This window comes from Treponema denticola (genome assembly GCF_024400535.1).
GTDB lineage: Bacteria > Spirochaetota > Spirochaetia > Treponematales > Treponemataceae > Treponema_B > Treponema_B denticola_C.
The window spans coordinates 2,668,535-2,694,935 of the sequence record NZ_CP038800.1; the positions used below are offsets into that span (position 1 = coordinate 2,668,535).

Annotated in this window: 22 protein-coding genes and 1 pseudogene; 10 read left to right on the top strand and 13 right to left on the bottom strand. The window is 38.0% G+C overall.

The window, feature by feature from the left end; all coding sequences use genetic code 11:
• Positions 1–44 precede the first annotated feature (44 nt).
• Genes E4N78_RS12645 through E4N78_RS12655 form a run of 3 tightly spaced genes read left to right on the top strand, consistent with a single transcriptional unit; the run spans position 45 to position 3,909 of the window.
• Positions 45–2,312 (top strand): hypothetical protein, encoded by a 2,268-nt coding sequence (locus tag E4N78_RS12645; protein ID WP_255810896.1) that lies wholly within the window; start codon positions 45–47, stop codon positions 2,310–2,312.
• Between the two features lie 18 nt (positions 2,313–2,330).
• Positions 2,331–3,512 carry a M15 family metallopeptidase gene (locus E4N78_RS12650; protein ID WP_255810897.1) on the top strand — a complete coding sequence of 394 codons (1,182 nt, stop codon included), beginning with the start codon at positions 2,331–2,333 and terminating at the stop codon, positions 3,510–3,512.
• Positions 3,505–3,909: a Holliday junction resolvase-like protein gene (locus E4N78_RS12655; RefSeq protein WP_255810898.1), complete on the top strand. Its 405-nt coding sequence runs from the start codon at positions 3,505–3,507 to the stop codon at positions 3,907–3,909. Before E4N78_RS12650 ends, E4N78_RS12655 begins: the two co-directional genes overlap by 8 nt.
• A 191-nt stretch (positions 3,910–4,100) precedes the next feature.
• Here the strand turns inward: E4N78_RS12655 and E4N78_RS12660 are convergent, their stop codons facing one another.
• The 4 genes from E4N78_RS12660 to E4N78_RS12675 are packed head-to-tail and all read right to left on the bottom strand — an operon-like array spanning position 4,101 to position 7,428.
• A complete protein-coding gene (locus tag E4N78_RS12660) occupies positions 4,101–5,216 on the bottom strand; it encodes an FAD:protein FMN transferase (RefSeq protein WP_255810899.1) in 1,116 nt (371 codons plus the stop codon).
• A gap of 13 nt (positions 5,217–5,229) precedes the next feature.
• Positions 5,230–5,751 (bottom strand): signal peptidase II, encoded by a 522-nt coding sequence (gene lspA, locus E4N78_RS12665; RefSeq protein WP_255810900.1) that lies wholly within the window; start codon positions 5,749–5,751, stop codon positions 5,230–5,232.
• Positions 5,752–5,763: 12 nt separating this feature from the next.
• Positions 5,764–6,423, bottom strand: a complete 660-nt coding sequence (locus tag E4N78_RS12670) for a Crp/Fnr family transcriptional regulator (RefSeq protein WP_255810901.1) — start codon at positions 6,421–6,423, stop codon at positions 5,764–5,766.
• A 3-nt stretch (positions 6,424–6,426) separates the two neighbouring features.
• Positions 6,427–7,428: a cyclic nucleotide-binding domain-containing protein gene (locus E4N78_RS12675; protein ID WP_255810902.1), complete on the bottom strand. Its 1,002-nt coding sequence runs from the start codon at positions 7,426–7,428 to the stop codon at positions 6,427–6,429.
• Positions 7,429–7,525: 97 nt separating this feature from the next.
• On the opposite strand from E4N78_RS12675, the gene E4N78_RS12680 reads away from it, so the two are divergent.
• The 6 genes from E4N78_RS12680 to E4N78_RS12705 all read left to right on the top strand — a co-directional run bounded on the left by E4N78_RS12680 (position 7,526) and on the right by E4N78_RS12705 (position 17,406).
• Entirely contained in the window at positions 7,526–8,401 is an 876-nt protein-coding gene (locus E4N78_RS12680; protein WP_255810903.1) for a PHP domain-containing protein, read from the top strand.
• A gap of 12 nt (positions 8,402–8,413) precedes the next feature.
• Positions 8,414–9,628, top strand: coding sequence for a class I SAM-dependent RNA methyltransferase (locus E4N78_RS12685; protein WP_255810904.1), 1,215 nt, complete (start codon positions 8,414–8,416; stop codon positions 9,626–9,628).
• 114 nt (positions 9,629–9,742) lie between these two features.
• Positions 9,743–12,667 (top strand): Eco57I restriction-modification methylase domain-containing protein, encoded by a 2,925-nt coding sequence (locus E4N78_RS12690; protein ID WP_255810905.1) that lies wholly within the window; start codon positions 9,743–9,745, stop codon positions 12,665–12,667.
• A gap of 141 nt (positions 12,668–12,808) precedes the next feature.
• Complete coding sequence (locus E4N78_RS12695) at positions 12,809–15,985, top strand: P-loop NTPase fold protein (RefSeq protein WP_255810907.1); 3,177 nt, start codon at positions 12,809–12,811, stop codon at positions 15,983–15,985.
• A gap of 155 nt (positions 15,986–16,140) precedes the next feature.
• Positions 16,141–16,785, top strand: coding sequence for a GNAT family N-acetyltransferase (locus tag E4N78_RS12700; protein WP_255810908.1), 645 nt, complete (start codon positions 16,141–16,143; stop codon positions 16,783–16,785).
• An 18-nt stretch (positions 16,786–16,803) separates the two neighbouring features.
• Complete coding sequence (locus tag E4N78_RS12705) at positions 16,804–17,406, top strand: alpha/beta hydrolase (protein WP_255810909.1); 603 nt, start codon at positions 16,804–16,806, stop codon at positions 17,404–17,406.
• A gap of 101 nt (positions 17,407–17,507) precedes the next feature.
• On the opposite strand, the gene E4N78_RS12710 is transcribed toward E4N78_RS12705, so the two are convergent.
• Positions 17,508–18,167, bottom strand: coding sequence for a hypothetical protein (locus E4N78_RS12710; RefSeq protein WP_255810910.1), 660 nt, complete (start codon positions 18,165–18,167; stop codon positions 17,508–17,510).
• A gap of 120 nt (positions 18,168–18,287) precedes the next feature.
• Entirely contained in the window at positions 18,288–18,746 is a 459-nt protein-coding gene (locus E4N78_RS12715; RefSeq protein WP_253824590.1) for a DUF2004 domain-containing protein, read from the bottom strand.
• Positions 18,747–18,877: 131 nt separating this feature from the next.
• Here E4N78_RS12715 and E4N78_RS13735 point away from each other — a divergent pair, with 131 nt between their 5' ends.
• A complete protein-coding gene (locus E4N78_RS13735; RefSeq protein ID WP_304665932.1) occupies positions 18,878–19,066 on the top strand; it encodes a plasmid mobilization protein in 189 nt (62 codons plus the stop codon).
• A gap of 87 nt (positions 19,067–19,153) precedes the next feature.
• Here the strand turns inward: E4N78_RS13735 and E4N78_RS12720 are convergent, their stop codons facing one another.
• The 7 genes and pseudogenes from E4N78_RS12720 to E4N78_RS12745 form a co-directional block, all read right to left on the bottom strand.
• Positions 19,154–19,771: an Imm43 family immunity protein gene (locus E4N78_RS12720; RefSeq protein WP_253704000.1), complete on the bottom strand. Its 618-nt coding sequence runs from the start codon at positions 19,769–19,771 to the stop codon at positions 19,154–19,156.
• Positions 19,772–19,803: 32 nt separating this feature from the next.
• Positions 19,804–19,902 (bottom strand): annotated as a pseudogene (locus tag E4N78_RS13950) (DUF2004 domain-containing protein); the annotation flags it as partial.
• A 116-nt stretch (positions 19,903–20,018) separates the two neighbouring features.
• Entirely contained in the window at positions 20,019–20,756 is a 738-nt protein-coding gene (locus tag E4N78_RS12725) for a DUF4261 domain-containing protein (protein WP_253824583.1), read from the bottom strand.
• A 139-nt stretch (positions 20,757–20,895) separates the two neighbouring features.
• Entirely contained in the window at positions 20,896–21,564 is a 669-nt protein-coding gene (locus E4N78_RS12730) for a hypothetical protein (protein WP_255810911.1), read from the bottom strand.
• 539 nt (positions 21,565–22,103) lie between these two features.
• Positions 22,104–23,843, bottom strand: coding sequence for an ABC transporter ATP-binding protein (locus E4N78_RS12735; RefSeq protein ID WP_255810912.1), 1,740 nt, complete (start codon positions 23,841–23,843; stop codon positions 22,104–22,106).
• On the bottom strand, positions 23,836–25,581 hold the full coding sequence (locus E4N78_RS12740) for an ABC transporter ATP-binding protein (RefSeq protein WP_255810913.1): 1,746 nt from the start codon (positions 25,579–25,581) through the stop codon (positions 23,836–23,838). Before E4N78_RS12740 ends, E4N78_RS12735 begins: the two co-directional genes overlap by 8 nt.
• A 128-nt stretch (positions 25,582–25,709) precedes the next feature.
• The gene (locus E4N78_RS12745; protein ID WP_255810915.1) at positions 25,710–26,318 is read right to left on the bottom strand and encodes a TetR/AcrR family transcriptional regulator; all 609 of its coding nucleotides are present in this window, start codon (positions 26,316–26,318) and stop codon (positions 25,710–25,712) included.
• Positions 26,319–26,401 lie beyond the last annotated feature (83 nt).

Below are 26,401 nucleotides of genomic sequence, written 5' to 3' on the forward strand. Positions count from 1 at the left end.
CAAATTTTTTGTAAATATGATATAATAATATTTGGAGATTTAAATTGCGTACGAGTTTAAAAGTTCTTATAAGTTTGATTATCTCTTTAGCTGTATTTGTAGGCTTTTTCTTTTTAACTTCATCAGGCTATGACTCTTTTACAGAAACTAAAATCTACCAACCGGCAGTAATCAGATCTATTAATGAAAACTTATTGGAAATAGCCGCTGCATCAGAACGTTGGCATAATGAAAATGCAGAGATATTTAAAAAAGTACTAAAAGAAGACGGGGTAAAACGAGTATCATTACAAGAACAAATAAGTTCCGATATAGATCAGAGGAATACATTAGTTTCAAACCTAATATCGACCCTGCCCGGATTTATGGGTTTCCGTATTATAGATTCGCAGTATCAAAAGATACATTTTAGTACCTTTGCCGAAGATATCCTAAGTAAAAGCACTTCAATGATATCTTATAAAAAATATAATGACAATAATAAATTAATTCCATATCAGCACATAGCAGTTCTCGATGGAGAAGATATAAAAATAACATCGAATTCGGTATATGACTTTTTCTTATATTGTTTTCCGTTTTATGATATTTATGATGTGTATAGGGGAACAGCAGTATTCTATGTTGAAGGAACAAGCCTTTTCTATCAATTGATGGCAGAAAAACTGATTTCTATAGGAGACGGTTTAACGATGATTTCAGACGAGGCCCATACCATAAACGGTCTTTTAACCGGCTCTCAAAACATAACCTTACCTGAATTGCAGGAAATTATTTTAAATGACTGGGAGCGTTTGCCTCAAAACATAAGGACTATAAGCTTTGAAGGTAAAGATAACTGGGTGCTTATTACCCAAAAATCAAATTTGGGCTATGTAGGTAGGCTCGCTGAAAAGCATATATTTTTATTTCCGGCTGCCGTAAAATATTTTTTAATATTTACGGCATTTATAACTTTATTTTTAATCTTCTTTTTACTTCTCAATATAAAAAGGGATAAACTATTTATTGCTCAAAATAAAATTCAACAATTACATTTATCTATTTTAAGAAATTATCTAAAAACTTCACAAACGGAGAACTGGCAGGAACTTCAACAAGAGCTTGAATATCACCGCCATGAAGTCAATACGGAAATAAAGAGAGGTATAGGAAAGAAGCTCCTTAGAACAAAAGAAAAAGAAATAGATGAATTTTTGCAAAAAAACTGGCAAGAAATATTTGACATCATAACTAAAACAGCCGGAGCAAAACTAAGTGAAAAGACTTTAAGCGGGACATCTGCACATAATGTCAATATGGAAGAGCTTCTTAGTCTTTTGATGGAAACATTAAAGAAAGGACATAAAGATTCGCCTAACCTTGCCGCTCAAACCATGGAAGAAGCTGCTGAGGCCGAAGATCTCGCTCCCATAGAAGAAGCTACGGAGGCTCAAGAACTTGCACCGGTAGAAGAACTTACAGAGGCTCAAAACCTCACTCCTGAAGAAGAGCTTACAGAACCAGAAGACCTTACTCCCATAGAAGAACTTACAGAAGCCGAAGAACTAACTCCTGTAGAAGAGCTTACAGAACAACCAGAAGAGCTCGCTCCCATAGAAGAAATAACAGATGCAGAAGAACTTTCACCCGTAGAAGAACTTACAGAGGCTCAAAACCTCACTCCTGAAGGAGAGCTTACAGAACCAGAAAACCTTGCTCCCATAGAAGAAATAACAGAGGCAGAAGAACTTTCACCCGTAGAAGAACTTACAGAGGCTCAAAACCTCACTCCTGAAGAAGAGCTTACAGAACCAGAAGAGCTCGCTCCCATAGAAGAAATAACAGAGGCAGAAGAACTTTCACCCATAGAAGAACTTACAGAGGCTAAAAACCTCACTCCTGAAGAAGAGCTTACAGAGGCTGAAGATCTTGCTCCTATGGAAGAATTAGACCTTGAAGAAAACCCGGATTCAAACTTAGATATGGATGATCCCATGCTTAGGTTAGAGGATTTCGGATATACAATTTCAGGTTTGGATTTTTCCGAACTTGATGTGCCTATAGAAGAACTTAAAGATGCCGAAGCTAAAAAAGTTGAATATATAGAAGAAGACTACAGCCCGATACGTTCAATGTGGGGAAAATACGATGATAGCCCCATTATAGGAAATTTAGATGTAGTAGGCGATATAGAGCCGCTGCCTCTGTTGGATTTAAATGAAGATGAAACCATTATAAATGAAGACGGCGTCTTCATTATCCGAAAAACTGAAAATCTTAAACCTGAAAATAAAGACTTTAAGGCTCTTGTCGATTCCGTACTTAGATAAATGTTTACACCGCCCAAAATGAAAACAATTTTTAAAAAAAAGGTTTTTGTTTTCTTGCTTTTTTATATTTTTAATTTAAGTCCGGCCTTGGGACAAAATAAGTATAGGCTTGACATATTTGATATAGACATTGATAATCCATGGCTTAGTTTAAAAGCTATCCAGACCTCATATCCTGATCTTGTAAAAAACATATCTTTTGATTCGGAGGTAAACGATTGGTTTATAAATATCAGAAACCAAAATTTATATTGGGCACATGGTAGACTTTTATTAAAAAAGGATGTAGAAAATTGGCAAAACTGGGCACCTGCAATTTCCTATTTTTATCCTGATGAAGTACAAAATCCGAAGGATTTTTCAGAATATCTCATAAACCGGTTAAAACCTGAAGGCTTAATAAAAAACAGAAAAAATATGCCCCCTCCAAACTATACATTTGCGATGCTTTTATTTAATGGAAGAAACAGAAAGGAAATTATACAACAACTGACCCGCTTTAAATTTTTGGGCTATGATGTTTGGGTACATAACCGTGCAGCCGCTCCTTTAAAACGAGTTCAAAAAAAAATATACGAAGTCCTAAAAACGGATGCCGAGGTAAAAAAATTCTTAAAAGAATTAAATCAATGTTGGAGTTTTAATTGGAGAGTTATAGCAGATTCAGGTAAGCTGAGCAATCACAGCTGGGGTTCGGCTATAGATCTTTTGCCGGCAAACTATAGAAATAAAAAAATTTATTGGTTTTGGGAAGCCGTCCGTAATGATTTCTGGATGAAGATTATGCCTTATAGAAGATGGTCTCCTCCTAAGGCGGTTATAGAAGCCTTTGAAAGCGAAGGGTTTATTTGGGGCGGTAAATGGACTCTCTGGGATAATATGCACTTTGAATACCGCCCCGAACTCTTATATATTAGAAATTTTCTTCTAAAGGAGGAATTTAATGAATTTATAGCGCAGGATACACAAGGTCTATATCAAAGGCCTCAAATTGAAACGGATAAACCGGATAAACAAATACCTCAACAGCTTGCCGATATTTTTAAAATGGCTGAATTGATAAAATTTACTTCATCATTTTCCCGTAATATACTATCTTTTTACTGTAACAGCGATAAAACGGAAGAGGACAATTTTGAAAAAGAAGAAAATATAGAAGAACCTCAGGAACCTGAATATTTGGAGGAAATGATTGATTAAGATTATTTTAGGGATATTTATAATTCTAATATTCTTTTTACTCGGTATGGCCATCGGAAAATACAAGGAAAGGAGTTTAAATCTAAAAAAGCTAAATGAAGCAAGAAAAGATGCCGTAAAACGATCCCGAGCGGTATTAAACGGACAGCTTTCAGAGCAGCTAGCTCCTTTTTTCCCCGATTTTCCTGCAGACCCCACAGAAGTACGCTTTATAGGTAAACCTGTAGACTATATTGCCTTTAACGGTTCTTCCCAAGGGACTATTACCGATATAAGCTTTATAGAAATAAAAACAGGCTCATCAGCTTTGAGTCCTGTTGAAAAAGCTTTAAAAGATGCTATCGAAAAAAAGAAGATAAAATATATAGAATATAGGGTAGATTTTAGCAATAAATAGAGATTTTAGAATAAACCGCAGAAAATAGTAATAAAAGTAATAAAAATACATTTTTTTCTTAAAAACACTTGACAATTTTTATTTAATTTGGTAGATTATGTTTACACACAGAAAAGATACACATACTACTTCAAAAGAACCCCCGTATCCTCCTTTCGGGGGTTCTTTTCTTTTTTTGAGCAAAATTTAATTTATTTTTTTATAAAAAAATTACGATCGATAATTTCAACAGTAATCCCATCATTTCCAAAAACAGAAATGGAATTATCCTTATAAAATAAAATGCAGACGGGTGTTTTAGGCCTGCCGATAAGGGGAAAATCTACTTTAACTAACCTTTGTAAAAGAGCCCTTGTTTTTTCTTCTCCTAAAACATAGCTCGATGTAGAAAGAGCATCGGCAAGGGTAGAGCTTTCACTTACAATGGAAGAAGCATTTAAGCTGTTTTGTACAGGATAGCCGGTTTTTGAGTCAAAGATATGATGATAAAGTATTCCGTCTTTTTTTATAAATCTTTCATAGTTGCCTGATGTTACAAGTGAAGCATCTTGAAGATCCATACTTATAACAGGATTTTGTTTTCCTATTATGGGATTCCTTAGGGCTGTCTTCCAAGTTTTTCCTGAGGGATTTTTACCTGAAGCTAGGATATTGCCACCCAAATCTATTAGAAAATCTTTTATATCATGCTCTAAAAGTATTTTTGCAATTTTATCGGCGGCATAGCCTTTTGCAATCCCGCCAAGGTCCAATCTCATACCTTCTTTTTGTAAAAAGACCTTGTTCCCCTCACTTAGGATTATGTTTTTATAGTCTAAAAGCGGTAATATCTCATCGATTTCTTTTTGAGACGGCACGGTCTCATTTTCAAAGCCTATATTCCAAAGTTTTACCAAGGGGCCTATAACCGGATTAAAAGCTCCATCGGTAAGCTCCGCCATCATAAGGGAGATTTGCAAAAGTTCATATAATTCCGGCGAAACTTCTATAGGAGAAATACCGGCCTCTTTGTTTAAGCGCTCAAGTTCCGATTCGTTTACAGTAGTCAGCCCTTTTAGATTATTATTTTCTGCGGAAACCTTATCGGTGTTTGCATTAAAGATTGAATCAAGTTTTGTCAATTCGGCATATACCTTTTCCAAAACCTCTTCCGCCTTTTTCTTAGGCTCTGCGGTCAGAATGCGTACCCTGCAAACCGTTCCCATTACCAGCCAAGTATTGGAATATTCTTTTATTGCAGGTTTACATGAAAAAGCTAAAAGCAGGTAAAAAGCTAAAAATGAGAAAAAGATAGTTTTTTTAAACATAAGAGGCTCCGGTTTAGCTGTCTTGAAGCTTTTTTTGCTTGATACCCTGTAAAATCAAGTTTATTCCAAGCCCTATTACGCAGCAAACAATAAAAGAATCGGCTGCATTAAAGGTCGGCCATCTTTCCATTCCCAAAATGCCGAAAAATTTTACATCGATAAAATCCACAACACCTTCAGGCCTAAAAAAACGGTCTATAAGGTTTCCAAAGCCTCCGCCTATTATACCGCATATAAACCATCGCTGGGCTTTACTTAATTCTTTGGACTTTAATAGAACTGCTATGAGTCCGAATAAAAGCATGGCCGGTAAAATACCTAAAAGCGCTTTTCTGACGATACCGTCAAAACCGGCACCGAGACTAAAGGCGGCTCCGGTATTATATACCAGCCGTAAATTTAAAAAATCACCCAATATAGGAATAACTTGATATGCCTCCATATATTGTACAACCAGTAACTTGCTGATCTGATCTACAATAATAACTATTGCAGTCATAATAAAAGGAAGATAATAATCTTTTTTATTGCTCACAAGGAACCTGCCTTATAATACATATAGATTTTGCTCTTTTGAGCGTCGAGTATTTACATACCGCGTTAAGTCGGTCATGTTTTGTACGATAATTCTATCATCATAGACGGAAATTCTTCCCTGATCTATAAATTTGCGCATACTGTCTTCTGTTTCTTCTTTTGAAAGACCTGCCCAGCGGGCAACTTCTTCAATTGTCGTATCAAAGGAGCGCATTTCCGTGGTGCGGTCAAGACTGGGCTGGGTTTCATCCAGCATCAAGAAAACGTCAGCTATTCTTGCAGGCCTGTCTTCAATGGTTAAAATCATAAACCGGCGTCTTTGGGCATAGATACGCCTTACAAAGGTCTTTAAAAGCCGCATAGCAATGGCCGGATTTCCCTTCATCAAAATTTCAAAGTTTTCTTTATTGAATTCGAGGGCCATCACATCGTCATAGGCTATAGCAGAAGCAGAACGGGGCGAATTATCCAAAATAGCCATTTCACCGAAGATTTCTCCGGGCTGTAAGATGTCAAGATTTTTTTCAAATCCGTTGATAATCTTTATAAGCTGAACACGGCCCGACTGTATCAAATAGAATGATGAACCGGGTTCAAATTCTGCAAATATAAGAGAGCCTTTAGGAAAGCTTTTTGCAAATCTTGAAAATGAAGAAAAAAGATCCGACATAGTTTATGCTCCTTGCAGCCGAGTGCTGCATTCTTTTTGAAGTTCCCGAATTTTTCCGATTATATCGGCACCTGACAAGAGAGCAGCCTTATCAAAAAAGGCAATCGCCTTATCAGGTCTTTCCATATTCATATAACACATACCCAAATACATAAGGGCATCTCCTATCTTTAAAGACTTGGGATGCTGAGAAATAAAGCCCGTTAAAAGCTGTAGACAGCGCACATATTCTTTTTGGGCATGGAGAGCTTTTCCCGCACCGATATATGCCTTGTCGGTAATTTCATCGCCTGCCCCTGCCTCGATTACGGCATGATATTGATTATAGGCAGCCTCAAACTCTCCCTTTTCCAAAAAATCTTCAGCCTTATTATATGCAAGATAGACCGTGCCGTCGGCAACCGGTGCCGGTTTTTCAGGCTGAACAAAAGAAGCCTCATTATTATGTCCTTCTGCATTTCCGAAAGAGCGGCCTGCAGCCTCTGCCGTACTTCTAACAATTTGGTCTACTTCTGAGATGTATTTTCCATTGGGGTAAATAGTTTTATACCTTGAACCTACCTGCCCTGCCGCCTGATAATGTTGGGAAGAATAAAAGGCATTCATAACATTAAAAAGGCCCTCTTCAGGATTTGTTTCTTCTTCACTGTCCAAAAGAGAGGCTAACTGTTTATGAATAGCTCTAAGCTGGCGGGAAAACACCTTTATCATCTGTAAAATAATACGGGTATTCGTCTGTGCAAAGGCTTCAAATCCCTTGCTTGTAAAAGAATAAACTATGGAATCGGTTAAAACCATTGCGCTTTCCTCTCTAGGATAATTACCCAATGCCGATTTTACTCCAAAAAATTCTCCTGTCTTTATATAGTCGGTAACCTGTTCTCCGGTTTCAATATCTATAGATGTAAGAGCTATGCTGCCCGTATTTAAAAGGAAAACACGTTCATCAAAATCGCCGGAGAAATAAACTACTGAATTTGCCTTGTAATTAATAGCCTTAGGCATTACGGCCTCCCAATACAAAACTTGCGTTCTTATATTTTAACATATTTTTTAAGAAAAACCTAGCCCTTCTTTGTTTTTTTTGATATAATCTTTTTCTATGGTGGACTTACACACTCATTCAACGGCATCGGACGGCACCTTTACCCCTGCGGAACTTGCCGCAGCCGTTAAAGAGGCAGGCATTTCAGCCTTTGCCTTAACCGATCACGATATTTTAAGCGGACTCGATGAAGCTGCTGCAGAAGCTAAAAGGCAGGGTATAATTTTTATACGCGGTGTCGAAATTAGCGTTAAATGGAGCCCCGGAGAGCTCCATTTACTGGGCCTTGATTTGCGTAAAGATTCCCGTGAGCTTAACATGCTCTTACAGGATCTGCAGGATGAAAGGATAAACAGAAATCAAAGGATGGCCGAAAAATTAAAAAAAGCCGGCTTTGATATTTCTTATGAAAAGGTAAGAGATTTTGCGGGCGGAGATCAGGGCTTGGGCCGCCCCCATTTTGCGGCCTACATGGCAGCTCATAAAATGGTCAAAAAAAATCAGGATGCCTTCGATAAGTATTTTGCAAAGGGAAGGCCTTTTTTTGAAGAAAAAGAAAATGCAGACCTTGCAGCGGCAATTTCTGCCGTAAAATCTGCAGGAGGGATTCCCGTTTTAGCTCATCCTATGTCCCTGTATTTGTCTTGGTCTTCCCTTCCCGATGTTATAGCCGATTTTAAAAGACAGGGCCTTGTGGGGCTTGAAGCTTGGAATTCTTCGACAAAATACAATGATTGTAAAAGGCTTGAAAAACTGGCGGCATCCCTCGATATGCCCATAACTGCCGGAAGCGATTTTCACGGCTCAATCCGAAAGGACAGAAAACTCGGAACAACTTCAAAAAACGGTATAAAGATTGAAGACAGGTTTTACGAAAATTTACGGGCACTCCATCCCGACCTTCCGCCTCTGCAAGATAGTCAGGCTAATTAGAAAATAAAAATTATGCAAAAAGAAATCGTAAAAACAAAAAAGATGGTTTTCGGCGCTTCATGTATAGCTTCCTTAAAAGACGGCAAAACCGTTTTTGTTCCCTATTCTCTTCCCGATGAGGTTTTGGAAATTTCCATCGTAAAAGAACATAAAAATTATACCGAAGGAAAAATCGAAAAAATTTTAGAAGACTCTCCCCACAGAGTAGAACCTAGGTGCCCACACTTTTATGTTTGCGGGGGCTGTAACCTCCAAACAGCCGATGACAAATACCAGCATTTTTTAAGAAAAAGCATGGCCCTTGAAGCCCTTGATAGAGCCTTGGGTTTATATAAGGAAAAAGCTGTTTTTGAAAAGCAAGCTCTTGAAAAGAATCTTTTTGGAAAAAGTATTTTTGTAAGCGGCCCGGACTGGGATTATAGAGCCCGCTTTCAGTTTTACATTGACGAGGACGGCTCTCTTTCTTTAAAAGAAAATAAAAGTTACGGTTCGGTAAAGATAAAGGATTGCCCTATTGCAGTACCTGCAATAAGAAATCTTTTAAAATCGAATTTAAAAGAATATACTCCGAATTCGAGAATCCATATTTTTTCGGACGGAGAAAAAATTTTTACCCAAGATAATGCAAAAGACTGTGAGGTAAGGCTTGCAGGAAAAAGGATTAAATTTAATCCCTTGGGCTTTTTTCAATCTAATTTGGAAATGACCGAAAAACTGATAAACACGATTTTTGAATACGCAGAAATTTCAAATTCTGTTTTGGACTTTTATTCAGGTGTGGGAACATTTTCTCTCTTTGCTTATGATCAGGCAAAAGAGATTCACCTTGTAGAACATAATAAACACGCTCTCGCTTATGCCCAAGAAAATTTTTTGATAAACAGCTCATCAAACGGAATTGTCAGAGAAAAAAAAGAAAACGGTTTCCCTAAAATTTTTTATCATGCCTTGGACGGAAAAAATTGGGCAAAAACAAAAGAATCAAAATTGAAATTCGATACGGTATTTGTAGACCCTCCGAGGAGCGGCATCGATAAGGAAGCCCTGTCTTGGTTTTGCTCAAGCGGGTCCCGTCAGATTTTTTATATCTCCTGCGACCCCGTAACCTTCGCCCGCGACACGGCAAACCTTCTTGTATCCGGCTACAAGTTAGAAAAACATTTTCTATTCGATTTTTATCCTCAAACTCACCACATTGAAACACTGGGGATTTTTAGGAAGGATTAATTCTTAACCGCTCCCTATTTCTATAAGTTTTTTCGTCTCTAAATTTTCTTCTTTACTAAATCCTTATAAGTGTGCTATAATACCCTAAATATACAAATAATAGGAGTAGTCGAGGTGTCCATTAAGGCAAAAGACATGACGATGGCTGAACGCAAGGAGCGTGTGACGCAGCTGGTAAATCACTTTAAAGAAAATGAGGTATTTTATCTTTCCAAGAATTTTGTGGAAAGCGAAGTGCGCAATAAGTTTATCGATCCGCTGCTTGAATGCCTGAAGTGGGATGTCAAAAACGAGAAGGGTGCGCGGCATGACCGGCAGGAGGTCATTACCGAAGACCGCGTAGTGATGAACGGTCAGGTAAAGCATCCCGACTATACGCTCTGTTACGGGGGCGAGCGGAAGATGTATGTGGAAGCAAAACAGCCGAGCGTTGACCTTAAAACAAATCCTGAACCTGCACTTCAGGTGCGGAGGTATGCGTATACATCGAAGATGCCGATTGCGGTGCTTACGGACTTTCAGGAATTGGCAATTTACGACACGCGGATTAAGCCGTCCGAAAAAGACACTGCTTCAACTGCCCGCATTGAGTATCTAACCTACGATAAGCTCACCGAAAAATTTGAAGAGTTGTACAATAAAATCAGCTGGGATGCCGTTGACCTCGGCACCTTCGATACTTATCACGAAGGCAATAAGGATAAGCGGGGAACGGCAACCGTTGACGATGACATTTTGAATATGATCGAAAAATGGCGTACAGTGCTTGCCGAAGATATTGCTCTGCATAACGAAGGAATCGATGAATTCAATTTGACGGCTGCCGTGCAAAAAATTATCGATAGGATTCTCTTTTTGCGGATTTGTGAAGATAAAGAAATCGAAGAAGGAAATCAGCTTAAAAAAATTGCGGCACAAAAAACGAATATTTATAAAAATGTGCAGAAGCTTTTTGAAAGTGCGAATGCTAAATTTAATGCGGGGCCTTTTGCTTCCGATACATGGCTTGACGGGCTTGCTGTTGCGGATAAAACGCTTATCAGTATTATCAATGCGCTCTATTATCCTGAATGTCAGTATGAGTTGAGTGTGCTGCCAGTTGAAATACTCGGTTCCATTTATGAACGCTTTTTGGGAAAGATTATCCGCTTTACGCGCAAAACGAAGAACGGGCACAGCATAGAAATTCTTGAAAAGCCGGAAGTACAAAAAGCTGGGGGTGTGTATTATACGCCGCCTTATATCGTTAAATACATCGTTGAAAACACAATCGGTAAAAAGCTTGCAGGCAAAACGCCTGATGAAGTAAAGAGTTTGAGCTTTGTAGACCCCGCTTGCGGTTCCGGGAGCTTTCTTGTCGGGGCGTATCAGTATTTGCTGGACTGGCACTTGGATTGGTATTATGCGGAAGCGCGGCGTGCGCAGGCAGAGAAGAAGGGGCTTATCTACAAAGATGCGGCAACGCAAGGGTATAAGCTGAGCATTGAAGAGAAAAAACGTATTTTACTAAACAATATCTACGGTGTGGATATCGACGCACAGGCGGTGGAGGTAACAAAGCTTTCGCTCTTTTTGAAGCTCTTGGAAAATGAGGGCAAGGCGCTTTCCGCAACGGGACAGGCTGCACTGTTCAGAACGAGCGACATACAGGCAAAAATTTTACCGGATATGTCGCACAATATTAAATGCGGAAACAGCCTTATCGGAACGGATTATTACGCCGGTAAAGATTTAACGCTTTTCGGTATAGAGGAGCAGCGCAAGGTGAATGCCTTTGACTGGGATGTACAGTTCCCTGATATTTTTGCACACGGCGGTTTTGACTGCGTGATTGGGAATCCGCCGTATTTGAGAGTACAGGGACTTCGTGAAAATTATGAAGAAGAAGCAAAATTCTACGAAAAGGAATATAAGGCAGCAACGGGACGATTTGATTTTTACATTCTTTTCATGGAAAAAGGATTTAATTTGTTGAATAAAGAGGGCATACAGTCTTTTATTCTTCCTCATAAATTTATCAATAGTGATTTTGGAACCGGTATAAGACAATTTATTTATGATAATCGTGCTCTAAAAAGCATTGTTCACTTTGAATCGCATCTCGTGTTTAATGCCGCTTCTGTGTATACCTGTATTATTGAGCTTTCACATAATAATGATACATTTAGGTTTATTAAGACTGAACCTGAAAAGATAGCTGAAAAATTACATTTTGATATTTTATCGTTGGATGTTTTGAAAGACAGCGCCCCTTGGCAGTTAGCATCTTCAGTTGATAATGCCCTTATCGATAAACTGAGATTGCAAAAGTTCACCGTTAAGGATGTTTTTCATGGTATATTTCAAGGAATTGTAAGCGGTGATAATAAAGCATTTTATCTCTCCGATTGTAGATTAGACGAGCAATATATTACTGGTTATAATTCTATAACTGAAACATATATTCAAATCGAGAAAAGTGTTTGCACGCCTATTCTTACGGGTAAAACTATTAATAGATATAACTTTATGAATAAAAAGGAATATATTATTTATCCTTATCATAGTGCGAATGGGAAAACTATTTTCTATACAGAAAATGAAATGAAAACGAATTTTCCAAAATGCTATGAATATTTCAAATCAATAAAAGCACGTCTTTCAAAACGGGGAACTGCCTCTATGAAGTATCCGATATGGTACGCTTTATGGAATGCAAGAAATACTCATATATTGTCCAGTAAAAAAATACTTACACCCGATATTTGCTTTGGAACTTCAATGTGTTTTGATTCAGAAGGTAAATATTACTACAACGATACTTCGTATGGCTTAATTCTTAATGATAGCAATGAGGATAGATATTATGCTTATCTTGCTATATTGAACTCAAAGGTAACATGGTATTTTCTACAACAGACAGGTACTTCACTACGTGGAGGCTTTTTTCGATTTAAAACAAAATATCTTGAACCTTTCCCTTTACCGGAACTGAATACAGAACACATAGAAATGCTTACACGACTTGCAAAATCTATGCTACTGCACAGGAACAGCTGAACAGTGCAATCTCCGATTCTGATAAAAAATTCTTGCAGCAAAGGGTTGATGTTTTGGATAAGCAGATAAATGCTGTTGTTTATGGGCTGTACGGGCTGACTGAGGATGAGGTGAAGGTTGTGGAGGGGAAGTAGGAAAATTATGGAAGATAACACGAATGCAGAAACAAACGTATATCCTAAACTTATCAAGAATATGCCTTGTGCAGAAGATTTATTTGCCGGTAAAGCACATACAACAATTGCAGCAAATATTTGTGATACTATAAAAAATAATCCTGATTGCCGCATGATAGGTCTTGATGGCTCTTGGGGCTCCGGTAAATCAAACCTGTTAAAGATAGTAGAAAAGCAGCTTAATCAACAAGAGAGTGAAAAATATCATTTTTTTCTATATGATGCATGGGGACATCAAGAAGATATTCAAAGACGTGCGATTTTAGAAAATCTAACCGAGTTTCTGGTTAAAGATAAAACAAATAAAAAAGTTGACCATCCAAAAAATTGGGAAAAAAGATTGTCAGAATTATTATCTAAAACAAAGGTGGTTGAGTCCAAGACCATTCCAAAGTTTAGCGGTGGAATGGTGATTGCATTGTTAACGATAATATTCCCCCCTATAATAACTTCAATATTAAAAGTACTCAAAGTAAATACAGAAAATATTACAACGTATACATACATTGTATTTGCAATGCTCCTTGTCCTTTTTTTTATTTATAAAGTATGTAAGACCCGTTCTATTAAAGAAGCCTTTTCAGCTTTATTTTCTTTTTATACGAAAGATAGAAATGATATAATATCGTACGAGAGCATATCGGAATCAATTCCCGATTCTCGAAAGTTTAAAAAATGGATAAAAGATATATCCGAGACATTATGTGATAACAATAATCTCATAATCATTTTTGATAATATGGATAGACTTCCATCGGATAAGGTGCAAGAACTTTGGTCATCTATTCATAGTTTTTTCGCAGAAGAAAGATACGAACATATATGGGTTATTGTTCCTTTTGATAGAATGCATATACGAAATGCTTTTAAGAAAGAAGATATACAAATACCTAAGACAGAAAAAGAAAATACTTCTGCAGATAAATACATATGCTATGGTGATGATTTTATCAATAAAACCTTTGATGTTGTTTATAGAGTATCGCCGCCTATTATGTCGGACTGGAAAGGTTATTTTAGAATGCAGTGGCATGAAGCATTTGGAGATATAATTGATCAAAATAACTATGAAAATGTCATGCAAATATATGACATGCTCACAATAGAACAATCGCCTCGAAAAATTATTGCATTTATAAATGAAATAGTAACAATTAAACAAATTGTAAAAGATACCATACCTTATCAATACATTGCGTTATACATATTCGGTAAGCAAAGTATAACCGAAAAAGGTATTATTGAGATCTTCTCGCCTACCTTTTTAGGTGCTATTGAATTCTTATACAAAAATGATAGTGACTTAGCAAAATATCTTGCAGCGTTGTATTACCAGCTACCGCCAGAGCAAGTAGAGAGTGTTATATTTAAGGAAAAACTTAAGCAGTCGCTTGATAATAAAGATATAAATACCGTTAAAGAAATCAGTAAATCTTCCCTTTTTATTGATGTATTAGAATCTGCCGTACCGCTCGTTACCAGCATCGGTAATGCTGTAGAAGTTATTAGCGATATTTTTGATGATAAGACGAACAATCCGTATGTCAAACATATTTGGAGAGTTCTTTACAATAAAGCAAGAGGTAAAGCAGAAATAAAACTTGAAAATTATCAGTATATATTACTTAAACATATTGAAACACCTATACAATATCTAAAAGCTATTGTAGACACATTAGCAAATGATAAGAATTTTAATCCTAAGCAATATTATAGTGATATTAAAAAAATTTCTGAATTAAAAAATATTGATGTATTTTCTTATCTCACTTCAAAAAAACTAAGTATTGAACAGTTCATCGCCTTTATTAATCTTGCTGAATCCAAAATCAATAGTTATAGAATTAGCTGTGACAATAATGAACTTGATACATATTTATCTGAACTGGAGATTGAAAAACTAAAGGAAGTTACATTTATACCGCATATTGTAGAAAATTATACCTTTAAAAAATACAAATCAAAACTAATTGATAGCATTAAAAGTAATCAGAGCAATAAAGAATATATTGAAATATTATACACCCGATTAAAAGAATTGGAACGTCATGTTCCACAAGGTCTCTTATCGGATAGCAATATATACTCCCTCTTTACTGGTTGGGATACTAAAAATGATTTTTACTATGACTTAATTTGTATGAGAATTGCACGATTTGATCAATTTTCATATCAAAGCTATTTTGAGAATATTTTTAAAAGCACTGATGATAATACCACTGCAAAGATTTCGGAAAGAATTGAGTACTACACAACTTATGGAGATATTCTTATTAATCTGTCGGAAATGAATTTTCCACTTTATAAACACGTTGCACAAAAACTTACTGAAAACCACTATGGTATATCTACTGCAGATATAGAAGAAATATTAAATAAGTATGATGTTATTAGTAAAAAACTAGGACTTGCCCATGAAGTATTGATTTCTCGTTTAAATGGATGGAGTGAGTATGCAATCAAAGATATTACTATATCTAATATAACAAATATACCCGTTGAATTTTTTAAAGCTGTAAGTACTGAAGACATTAATAATAAGTTGACACAACATTGTATGAATATACTTGATGAGTACTTTAAGAACCTTACTAAAGAACAATGGATTGAAGAAATCAAAACTGAAGGCTTTGCTTATCAAACAATCGAATACAGTACGCTACCGCATTATGCTGTTGAAGCATTGGAAGAAGTTATTAAAAATTTTATAAAGTCAGAATCAGGTTTTACAAATTGCTCTGAACAAATTAAGTACCTTATCAGTAAAGCTGAAAATGATAAACATCCATTACAGACAGGTGCAAAAAATATACGAGATATCTTTACGCGCGGAGAAGTAACTATGACCTCCGATATATTCTCGGTTATAGGTTCATTCTTACTAAAATATGGAAAACTTGAAGAAAACAAAGAGTCCTTGCGTACAGTATTCCCTACGGATGTTATTGATTCACATATAGAAATCTTGTTAAATTTTTTGGAAACTATTAAAAAAACAATACAAAAAGCAGATGAATCAGACCAAGAGACATTTAAAGAAAATATTAGAATAAAGATAGATAAAAATGAAAAAATAGGAGAATTTGCCAAGAAGCTTGGAATAACTAAACATGAGAACAAAGAAAATACAGAAAATAACTAAATTATAATTACGAAAGGATGAGCCCCAATATCCTACGAAACAATTATTGAACAAGTAAAAATGCTGCCGGAACGGTTCTGTAAGGTAATTGCAGCCTGCTTTAATACCATATGGAACATCAGATTTACTTTTATAGAAAAAGAAAGGACGTAAAAATGCAAAAACTAAATGAGCTGTCAAAAAACGAAATTGAAGCTATATCTCATCGGATAGCGGATGCATTTTATGATTATAAGTATAATAGCGATGATAAGGGCTTACTTAAATACATATCAAATCGCGAAAATATGTTTGTATACATACATGCAATCGTTCAAGCTGCATATAATAGCGGCTTACTTTACACAACATCCCCAAACAGAGAAGGATATCTGATATTAGCAGGAAACGGACTTGGAAAAATCAGGTTCATCGATGGTATCAAAATGATAATTGCCGAAAAGAAAGCTCTTGGCGGATGGAAGAAAATGAAGGCTTTTATATCTGCGTGCTTTTCGGACGGCAATACAATTGAGACCCGAATGCGTAAAGCTAAACGAAAATTTATCAGAATAGAAGTATTGGTAGTATGTCAGGAATATCAAAATCAAGGATACATGAGAAAAATGATGGACTTTGTCTATGAATTAGCTAATGAAAAAAAGGTTCCTATTATTCTTGACACCGACGATAAGGATAAGAGTTTAAGATATCAACATCTTGGAATGAAGCTTGATAGAGTCCGCAATTGCGGAGAAAAATTTCACATGTACGATTTAATACATGATATTGGTAATAATCACGGTTATAGCTATTTTTAATTAATGGAGGTACTTTGAATGAAAAATGCAGTTGTATATATACACGGAAAAGGCGGTTCTGCCGACGAAGCGCTTTACTATAAAAAGTTTTTTAATGACGATTATGAGGTTTTAGGGTTTGATTATAAATCGGAATTACCTTGGCAGGCATGTGAGGAATTTCAAAACTATTTTGATTCCCTTATTCCGAAATATAATGAAATCTTATTAATTGCAAACAGTATAGGGGCTTACCTTTCTATGTTGGCCTTATCGGAAAAACCGATCAAAAAAGCACTGTTTGTTTCTCCCATTGTCGATATGGAAAATATCATTTTACACATGATGAAACGGGCAAAGATATCCGAAGAAGAACTTAGACTAAAAAAAGTCATCAACATTCAGTTCGGCGAACCCTTATCGTGGGAATATCTTTCTTTTGTCAGAAAAAATCCTATAGCATGGAACATTCCTACCGGCATTCTTTACGGTAAAAAAGACGATATGACTTCTTTAGAAACAATAACGAATTTTGCGAATAAAATACATGCGAACTTAACGGTTTTTGATGAGGGAGAGCATTGGTTTCATACTGAAGAACAAATGAATTTTTTGGATACTTGGTTTAAAAGATTCGTTTGAAAAATCTTTATACACCTGTTACGCCTCGATGAGTTCACGGATTGAATGCTGCATTAAGTTAGCTACTTTTCAATCTACCTCCTAGTGAGAAAATTAGAAAATTAATCAGAATTTGCAATCTCATCTGCATTCTCTTTCAAATAAACAAAGTCTAATTGTCTCGCCGCTTCAATATATTCGCTTAATTTATCTGATTTTATTTTATAAAGAACACTGAGTGCCATTATTTTTTGATACTCTTCAGCATAGGTATCACCCTTATATTTGTCTCTTTCCCAAAATTCAATCGCATACTGTTCTGCTTTTTTATAATCTATCTCACTTAAAGCACTTAAAGACATTCTCTGTGTATATTCATCATCTACATTTATATACTTGAATACCCAATCAGTAACTGAACTATCATCTTTATAAACTGGCAATCTTTTTACTAGCTGCCACTTCGCAGTTGTATAAATTGAATCTATACATCTTTCAATCAAATATTTAAACCATTCTTTATATGACGAAATAAAGTCAGTCAAATATTCGCATTCATTGTCCCTGGCTACACAATAAAGTATAGATTCTAAATCAGTTTCGGTAACATCTTTTACTTCTACATTCTTTACAAATGAGATTGCAGATTCTCTCATTCTATCAAAAGAAGGACCTAGAAATTCTCCATTATCAGTATCTTCAGTCATCTCAGAATAATGCTTATAAACCCATTCTTTGTATATTCTCACTTCTTTATTTAGTATTCGGCTGTATTTATTCAAACGCCCACCCCTAACATTTATTTGATATGAATTTTTTCATATTCTTCTCTTTAAAACTTAAATTTGTAACTATCATTTTTTTCTCTTCTTCATTTTCAATCTCTTTAGCTACAACACCAATTAACTTTCCCAATCAATGGCTATGATCTTTGCATCTTCACCGAATTTTACGCAGAGTATTTCATCGCTTTCATCAGGTGCAATCATAAAATCCATTGCGATGTGCGGCTGTTCACTGTCAATCCATAAGGATACATTCGTTACCGTCATTTTACTTACAAACTCGGTAATATCGCTCGGCAAATCTTCTAGTCCGCATTCTTCAATATGAAAGTCGATATAGTAACTGTCATCTTTTAAATATGCTATAAGTGCTTTTCTTGCTTCTTTTATTTTATCGTCTATGTTCTCAAGAAACTGTGCATAAAGGTCGAGCATGCCGGTAGACAGTTCTACATTTTTGCCGAGCCAAAGACAGGTATCTATCCCCTGAATCTCTTTTTCCCAAATTACATCCACCACATCGTCTGTTATCGCAAGATTCAACTGACCGAAGTATTGATGTTCCATTTTTTTCATAGTTTCACCTCCAATGAAAACTTTTTGCAGCAAATATCAATTTGCCATACTATTTGACAAACGGGTTCCAATCTGCTAATACGTACATATCCATTTACACAATTTTTCGGACAGACTCGCATCTCCGTGAATTGTCTTCCATCATCGCCTCTATCCAGCAGATCGGCATCCTCTACAACGAAGCCGTGAAGACGCTGAACAGCTACCACTCCGTAGCCACGGCTCAACGAATGCTCGCCAAGCTCGAGAAGTATTCCGTGCTCCTCATTAAGCTACAAGAGCAAGCGATAGCTCTAAGGGAGGATTTAAGAACCCAATGACTTTTCTTCGCCTCGCTTACTCGGCGGATAATTCTAATCAGTAGGATTACCTACAATCCCAATACGAGTCGTACTATCTTGAGAGTATTATGGCTTATAGATTCCAGCTTTTAACGCTTCCACAAATTCCACCCCATAAATAGAAGCTTCCAAGCAAGCTTTTCGAAACTCATCAGTACAAAATAGCCTGTTGAAGAAGTAGCTACTATCTGTCATAAATACCTGTTGGGATATATCTGTCCTTAAGTGTAGCTCTATAGGCTTCTTTATAAAGCCTTTCTTGTCATAAACAATATTAGATGACGTATGGTCAATTAAGTCTGTATAATTATAGAAGCGGATGTAGTAATACTCTTTTTTAGCGACACTATCTCCAAACTTATTTACCATATACACTGGAGTTGAAACATACGGTGTAGAGGTATGCCTCTGTAATAACCCAAGAAAAACATGGGATACTATAAATCCTGCACTATTAAAGCGTAAATCAAAGTTATACACTCTATCTCTTGTTACAAACCAAAGCTGTTTGGGGAGCTCTACAGGAGCATTGACAGAAGTCCTCCAGTCTCCATAATCTGAAGGTAAGGGGGCGAAAGGATTCTTTTTCTGGAATTCTGTATGCATAATCCCTTCGGAAAGGCTAAGAGGAGCTCCTCTTCCTTCCTTCTCAAATAGAGCCCAGTAGTTATTTGAGTCTACCATAAGTACTCTTCTCTTTTATCGTTCCTTTATTTATCTATCCCCTGAATCTCTTTTTCCCAAATTACATCCACCACATCGTCTGTTATCGCAAGATTCAACTGACCGAAGTATTGATGTTCCATTTTTTTCATAGTTTAACCTCCAATAAAAACCTTTTGTAGCAAATATCAGTTTGCCATACTATTTGACAAACGGGTTCCAATCTGCTAATACGTACATATCCATTTACACAATTTTCCTGACAGGGTCATAATTCCAACTTTAATGATGTGCCATCCAAATAAATTGCTTCCGATTCTGTGATTTTAATTTTCTGTTCTTCGGTAAATCCTATGGTTTCTCCGTGGTGCAGCGTTACATCTTGTTCTAAAACGTACTCAAGGATAGATAATAGAAAATCATATACTTCACTACCTTTCATATGTGCATCGATTATTTCTATTTCGGATTTACCGAACTCTTTCATCCCATATGTATAAGCACTGCTTTTCTTATCTCCATTGATAATCCCGATATACACCCACAGCTGAATTGGTAACATATCCTCCAATAAAAAATGAGCAAAATCAAGATAAAGATTTTTTGGGAGTAACAGTGTCGATTCACCTTGATATACCCCTATTGCCGTTTCACACGTTCTCAAAATAGAAGCATTCACTTTAGTTAACAGAGAGTACCTTTCCACTGCCGATGTATTGTCAGCTAAAACTGAAACTATTGCATGCTGTGTATGTTCTTTTACCTCTTTCTCCGCATCTTTCCAAAGGTAAGAATAGCTGTACATGGATTCAAATTCTTCAGCGGGTATGGGTGCAGGCATCAACCCAATGACTACACATTCTTCGCCGATTTCAAATGAAGCGGTAGTATCATCACCCTCTATCTGATCAACCGTAAGACCCCAATATGATTTTAAATCCTCGATAACTTTCTCCAATGAATACCCGCTATCGCCTTTAAACATTGGCATAGATAAAATTCCCATGATATCTCCTTTTTGCTATTATAATTTTTTCTGAATAGAATAGTCAATAGTAGTTCAGTACCTGAACATCCCAAATGTATTTAAGCAACACTTTTTTTAGCTGCTGTTTGATTTGGTTTTTTTAAGGGCGGTTGCCCTTTTATTGTATCAGTCCAGAATTTGCAATCTCATCTGAATTCTCTTTCAAATAAACAAAGTCTAATTGTCTCGCCGCTTCAATATATTCGCTTAATTTATCTGATTTTATTTTATAAAGAACACTGAGTGCCATTATTTTTTGATACTCTTCAGCATAGGTATCACCCTTATATTTGTCTCTTTCCCAAAATTCAATCGCATACTGTTCTGCTTTTTTATAATCTATCTCACTTAAAGCACTTAAAGACATTCTCTGTGTATATTCATCATCTACATTTATATACTTGAATACCCAATCAGTAACTGAACTATCATCTTTATAAACTGGCAATCTTTTTACTAGCTGCCACTTCGCAGTTGTATAAATTGAATCTATACATCTTTCAATCAAATATTTAAACCATTCTTTATATGACGAAATAAAGTCAGCCAAATATTCGCATTCATTGTCCCTGGCTACACAATAAAGTATAGATTCTAAATCAGTTTCGGTAACATCTTTTACTTCTACATTCTTTACAAATGAGATTGCAGATTCTCTCATTCTATTAAAAGAAGGACCTAGAAATTCTCCATTATCAGTATCTTCAGTCATCTCAGAATAATGCTTATAAACCCATTCTTTGTATATTCTCACTTCTTTATTTAGTATTCGGCTGTATTTATTCAAACGCCCACCCCTAACATTTATTTGATATCACATCTGTCCAAGATAAACTAGGAAGTTAAAAAAGTCTGTAATTCGTGATATCACTAAGACTAATTTTATGCCTCTTTATTTCCTTATAAAAAGCCCGCATTGTGCCCGCATAATCAGTATCAAAAAGTAGATTACCGGTATCTCCTTTAATTAAAAAAGTGTTTGTATTTCCATATCTCAATTTATTTACAATCTCACTCACCCTCCACAACTTCTCATGTGTCAGCTAATAAATTTACTCGCCAACTTATACACTTGATTTATTTCTTTGCTTTCTAAGTTCCAATTATTGAGTTCAGCAAACGAACTCACCACCTTTTTCTTCAAAGTTTTCTCTCTACATATTTGCTAATATTATACCATTTTTTAAGCTTTTCTCCACTGTCAGATCCCCCCAGGTTAGCGATGGTAGCTGCGCCGTAGGCGTTCCGGAACGCAGTGGAGGAATGGAGCGGCAGCGGAACAGCGGACGTAGCGCCCCGAACGCAGTGAGGGGAACCTCCATATAATTATTTATGTACCTTCCAGCTTGCAGCTTCGCGCCTCTCGCCGATAAAGTTTCGGTATATGCCGTCCTGCTCCATCAGTTCGGCATGTGTGCCCTGCTGCACAATCTTGCCGCGGTCTACGACGATAATCTGATCGGCTCTCTCTACGGTTTTCAGCCGATGAGCAATCATGATGACGGTCTTTTCGGCGGTGAGCGCTTGGATGGCGCGCATCAGCTCATTTTCATTTTCGGGATCAATGTTGGCAGTTGCCTCATCCAAAAAGATGACCGGTGCGTTTTTCATCATGGCGCGGGCAATGGAGATGCGCTGCTTTTCGCCGCCGGAAAGACTTGCGCCGCCTTCACCGACAACCGTATCGTATCCGTGGGGAAGGCTTGAGATAAAGTCATGGCAGCAGGCTTTTTTTGCCGCAGCGATCACATCCTCCATCGGAGCGCCGGGCTGACCAAAGCGGATATTGTTGGCAATGGTGTCGTGAAATAAATAAACCGATTGGAACACAAAGCTGAAATTCGCCATCAAAGAATCCATATCGTAATCCTTCACATTCCGGTCTCCCAGCATAACGGTTCCCCCGTCTACATCCCAGAACCGTGCAAGCAGATTTACCAAGGTGGTTTTTCCTCCGCCGGAAGGACCGACAATCGCCGTCGTGGTCTTTTCAGGGATATGCAATGAAATCCCGTCGATAATCTTTCGCTTCTCATACGAAAATGCGATATCCTGCGCAACAATATCACGCACTGCCGGTTCAATCGTTTCTCCGGATATATCCATCTGCGGCGTGTTCAGAATTTCCTGCGCCCGGTCAACACTCATATCAACCACGCGCAGCAGTGATGAGTATTGTCCTGCCGTTTCCAAACTGGTATAGATGATAAATGCGGAGATTACCATGACAACAGCATTCAGCGCGTCCATACTTCCGGCACAATAAAATGCGCATGAAAAAGCTACCATTGCCGCACCGGTAAGCTTGGCGATAAAACTCTGCAATGCTATGCGGGGCACCAGTGTCATTTCCATATCGATATTGATCTTACTATTTTCCGAGATGGCCTCATTTAATTCCTTGCTCTTAACTCCCGTCAACCGGTAAGCCTTAACCTCGGTCATACCCTGCAAGTATTCCAGAACTTTTTCTACGAGCCTTTCATCTGCGCGTATCTTTTTTCCCGACACCTTTTCGGAAGCAATCCGGAGACGGCTGTTTGCAAAAAGAAACAGCGAAAAACCGCAGAGCAGCACACAGGCGATTCTCCAGTCGAAGAAAAACAGCATGACGACAATAAGCGAGGTTGTAAGCAAGCCATCGCAGACAAGCATTACCACACGAGTCGCAATATTTTCAAGACTTTCCATTATGTTAGTTGTAATAGATGTAATCTGCCCGAGGCTGTTGGCGTTAAAGTATCCCATCGGAAGATACCGCATGTGCTCCGCAATCTCCACCCGCTTTTTCGCACAAGTGTCATAACCCCCTTCGGTCTGCAACATAACGGCTTTTGATTTTAGCAATCCCGATCCGGCAATGCTGATCAGCATAATCCCTAACGAGAGTAGGATATCCTTTGTTTCTACCGTTCCGTTCATCAGCGCCCGAATCATCACTGCAATCGCCGGAATCTTTAGCGCCTCAAACAGAGCCTGAATAACATTGAGCCGAATGGAAGTGATGAATTTCCGGCGGTTTTCTTCACCGCAAAACGCAAAAAACTTTCTAATAACTTTAAGCATGATCTTTCACCTCCATATGTGCATTCCACATCGTTTCATATAACCCGTGATGAGACAAAAGCTCATCATGGGTTCCGCTGTCATCAACGGTGCCGTCTTTGATTACATAAATACAATCGGCAGCGGTAATCGTCGAGAGCCGGTGCGCAATCACGATGAGCGTCTTACCCTCCGTCAGCTTAGAGATAGAGCGCTGAATAACCGCTTCGTTTTCAGGATCGGTGTATGCGGTTGCCTCATCCAAAATGATAATGGGCGCCGCTTTCAGCATTGCTCTGGCAATGGAAATACGCTGCCGCTCGCCGCCGGAAAGATGCCCGCCGGCAGTGCCTACCACGGTATCGTAACCATTCTCCAGTTCCAAAATAAATTCATGACAACCGCTGTGTCTTGCCGCTTCCTCCACTTCCGCATCCGTTGCATCCGCCCGTCCGATGCGGATATTTTCCCTGACCGTCATGTTGAATAGATAATTATCCTGCGAGACAAAGGCAATCTTATCCGAATATGCTTCTTGCGGAATTTCACGAATGTCCGTATCCCCCAGCAAAATTGAGCCGCTGCTCACATCCCAGAGCGAAGCGATGAGACGAGCAATGGTACTCTTTCCGCTGCCGGAAGGACCGACCAGCGCAATAAAGCTGCCCTCCGGGATTTCCATAGAAATACCGTGAAGCACTTCCTTTTCTTTATACGAGAAATGAACATCCTGCAGCTTCAACGTGTTTTTCTTTGGAACAGTTCCGTCTAACGGGCGCTCCATTTCGGGAGCATACAGAATACTTTGAACTTCACCGAAGATGGTTCCCATGGTTCGAAAGTCGTCCGAATAACTCATCAAGGTTATAAGCGGTGTGATGATGCCTACAGACAGAATAATAATTGTTACGAGATTCTGCGGAGAAAGATATCCTCCCTTTACCAAAAGACCTCCGATGGGGAGCACGGAAACCATTGTGGCGGGCATGATTACCGTGGCGAATGTAAAGGTGAGAATACAGGAGCGCATCCAATCGATATAGCTGTGAGCGGCTTCATAGGCGTCATGCACGAAGCGGTCGTAGGAACTTTTTGTATTCCCGAAAACCTTGATGACTTGAATACCGCCGATATATTCAACCGCCGTATCATTGAGCGCCTTTGTGGCTGTAACCGTGCGTTGATAAAATTGAGGACTGCCCTTCATCATAAGACCGTAACAGAAAAAGCCAACCGGTATCGTTGCAAGAGAAGCCAGCCCCATACGCCAGTCAATTGTAAAAATGTAGATCAAAATAATAATGGGGATCAATAAATTTGCAGTGAACTCCGGAACGATATGAGCCAGTGTTGTTTCAATGCTGTCGATACGTTCGATGAGTGTATTTTTGAGCGCCCCGGAACTTTGCTCCAGCACCGCCCCCAGCGGCATTCTTGTCAGTTTTTCCGTGCAGCGTTTTCGGAGTTCAGCAAGCACCGCAAACGTTGCCCTATGACTTTTCGATGTGCTAAGCGCATGAAACAGTACACGGCAAAACCAAAACGCTGCGATAATCAGACAACGTATCATATAATATGATAGGTCTTTGTTTCCGCCCATCAAACCGTGTACGATGCCGGCAACAACAAAATACGGTGCGATGGAAAAGGCCACGCCGATGACTGCGAGGATAACACTCAAAACATATTGTCCTTTGTGTTCCCCTGTTTGTCCCAACGCCCACGCGATAGGCGAAGGACTTTTTTCCTTTTCCTTCATAAGCAAACTTCCTTTTGTTAGCTAACAAATAATAGTTAGCGTTAGCTAACATTCACTTAAACCCATCGCCCATTTTTATAAACAAAGACAGGCGGTGAGCCTTTATCCTAATTCAATTATGCAAGTTATTAAAACCCGAACAACTGCTTCCAACCCGGAACAAAGAATGCCTCCACCGCTTTCAGACAATGTAATGCTTCTTCCAAACTGTAATTATGGATAACCGGTTCAAAAAGAGCGGTCGTATATGCCGAAAGCAGAAGATGCAGCTCCTTTGAATCTATGTCTTTCACGGCGTATCCTTGCGCTTTCAACAGCGGCAGATATTTTAAAAGCTGCGTTTGCTGCCCCTCTGTAAGATCGTGGAGGAAATTCTCATACTTACTCCCCCGCGATTTTGCCAGTAATAGATGATATTCCTCCATATTCGGATAGATTATCTCGCGCATCATATCGATTTCAGAATCCCGCCACTGAATGTGTTCCTTGTGATTCACCGCACCCACATATCGCGCAACATGTGCATCCAGCCACGCATTTATGCGGTCCACTGCAGGAGCAACAATTTGATCGAAGAGATCTTCTTTATCTACACAATGCCGATATATTCCCGCAGCCGTCATACCGCAGCGTTTGCTGATACTCCGCATAGAAGACTTATCAAAGCCCTTCTCCATAAATTCGGCTTTTGCTGCGGCCATAATTTTTATATGATTGGCGGTTTTGTCCCTCGGCATAAGTCTCCTCTTTTTGTATACAGCGTTAGCTAACACATGTAAATATACAACTAATTCGTTTTATTGTCAAGGTACTTGGAGAA

Coding starts and splice junctions, on each gene's coding strand:
- E4N78_RS12740 (WP_255810913.1), bottom strand. CDS start 25,581: ATGAAGGAAAAGGAAAAAAGTCCTTCGCCTATCGCGTGGGCGTTGGGA.
- E4N78_RS12695 (WP_255810907.1), top strand. CDS start 12,809: ATGGAAGATAACACGAATGCAGAAACAAACGTATATCCTAAACTTATC.
- E4N78_RS12745 (WP_255810915.1), bottom strand. CDS start 26,318: ATGCCGAGGGACAAAACCGCCAATCATATAAAAATTATGGCCGCAGCA.
- E4N78_RS12670 (WP_255810901.1), bottom strand. CDS start 6,423: ATGTCGGATCTTTTTTCTTCATTTTCAAGATTTGCAAAAAGCTTTCCT.
- E4N78_RS12650 (WP_255810897.1), top strand. CDS start 2,331: ATGAAAACAATTTTTAAAAAAAAGGTTTTTGTTTTCTTGCTTTTTTAT.
- E4N78_RS12660 (WP_255810899.1), bottom strand. CDS start 5,216: ATGTTTAAAAAAACTATCTTTTTCTCATTTTTAGCTTTTTACCTGCTT.
- E4N78_RS12685 (WP_255810904.1), top strand. CDS start 8,414: ATGCAAAAAGAAATCGTAAAAACAAAAAAGATGGTTTTCGGCGCTTCA.
- E4N78_RS12735 (WP_255810912.1), bottom strand. CDS start 23,843: ATGCTTAAAGTTATTAGAAAGTTTTTTGCGTTTTGCGGTGAAGAAAAC.
- E4N78_RS12715 (WP_253824590.1), bottom strand. CDS start 18,746: ATGAAAAAAATGGAACATCAATACTTCGGTCAGTTGAATCTTGCGATA.
- E4N78_RS12725 (WP_253824583.1), bottom strand. CDS start 20,756: ATGGGAATTTTATCTATGCCAATGTTTAAAGGCGATAGCGGGTATTCA.
- E4N78_RS12680 (WP_255810903.1), top strand. CDS start 7,526: ATGGTGGACTTACACACTCATTCAACGGCATCGGACGGCACCTTTACC.
- E4N78_RS12675 (WP_255810902.1), bottom strand. CDS start 7,428: ATGCCTAAGGCTATTAATTACAAGGCAAATTCAGTAGTTTATTTCTCC.
- E4N78_RS12720 (WP_253704000.1), bottom strand. CDS start 19,771: ATGGTAGACTCAAATAACTACTGGGCTCTATTTGAGAAGGAAGGAAGA.
- E4N78_RS12705 (WP_255810909.1), top strand. CDS start 16,804: ATGAAAAATGCAGTTGTATATATACACGGAAAAGGCGGTTCTGCCGAC.
- E4N78_RS12700 (WP_255810908.1), top strand. CDS start 16,141: ATGCAAAAACTAAATGAGCTGTCAAAAAACGAAATTGAAGCTATATCT.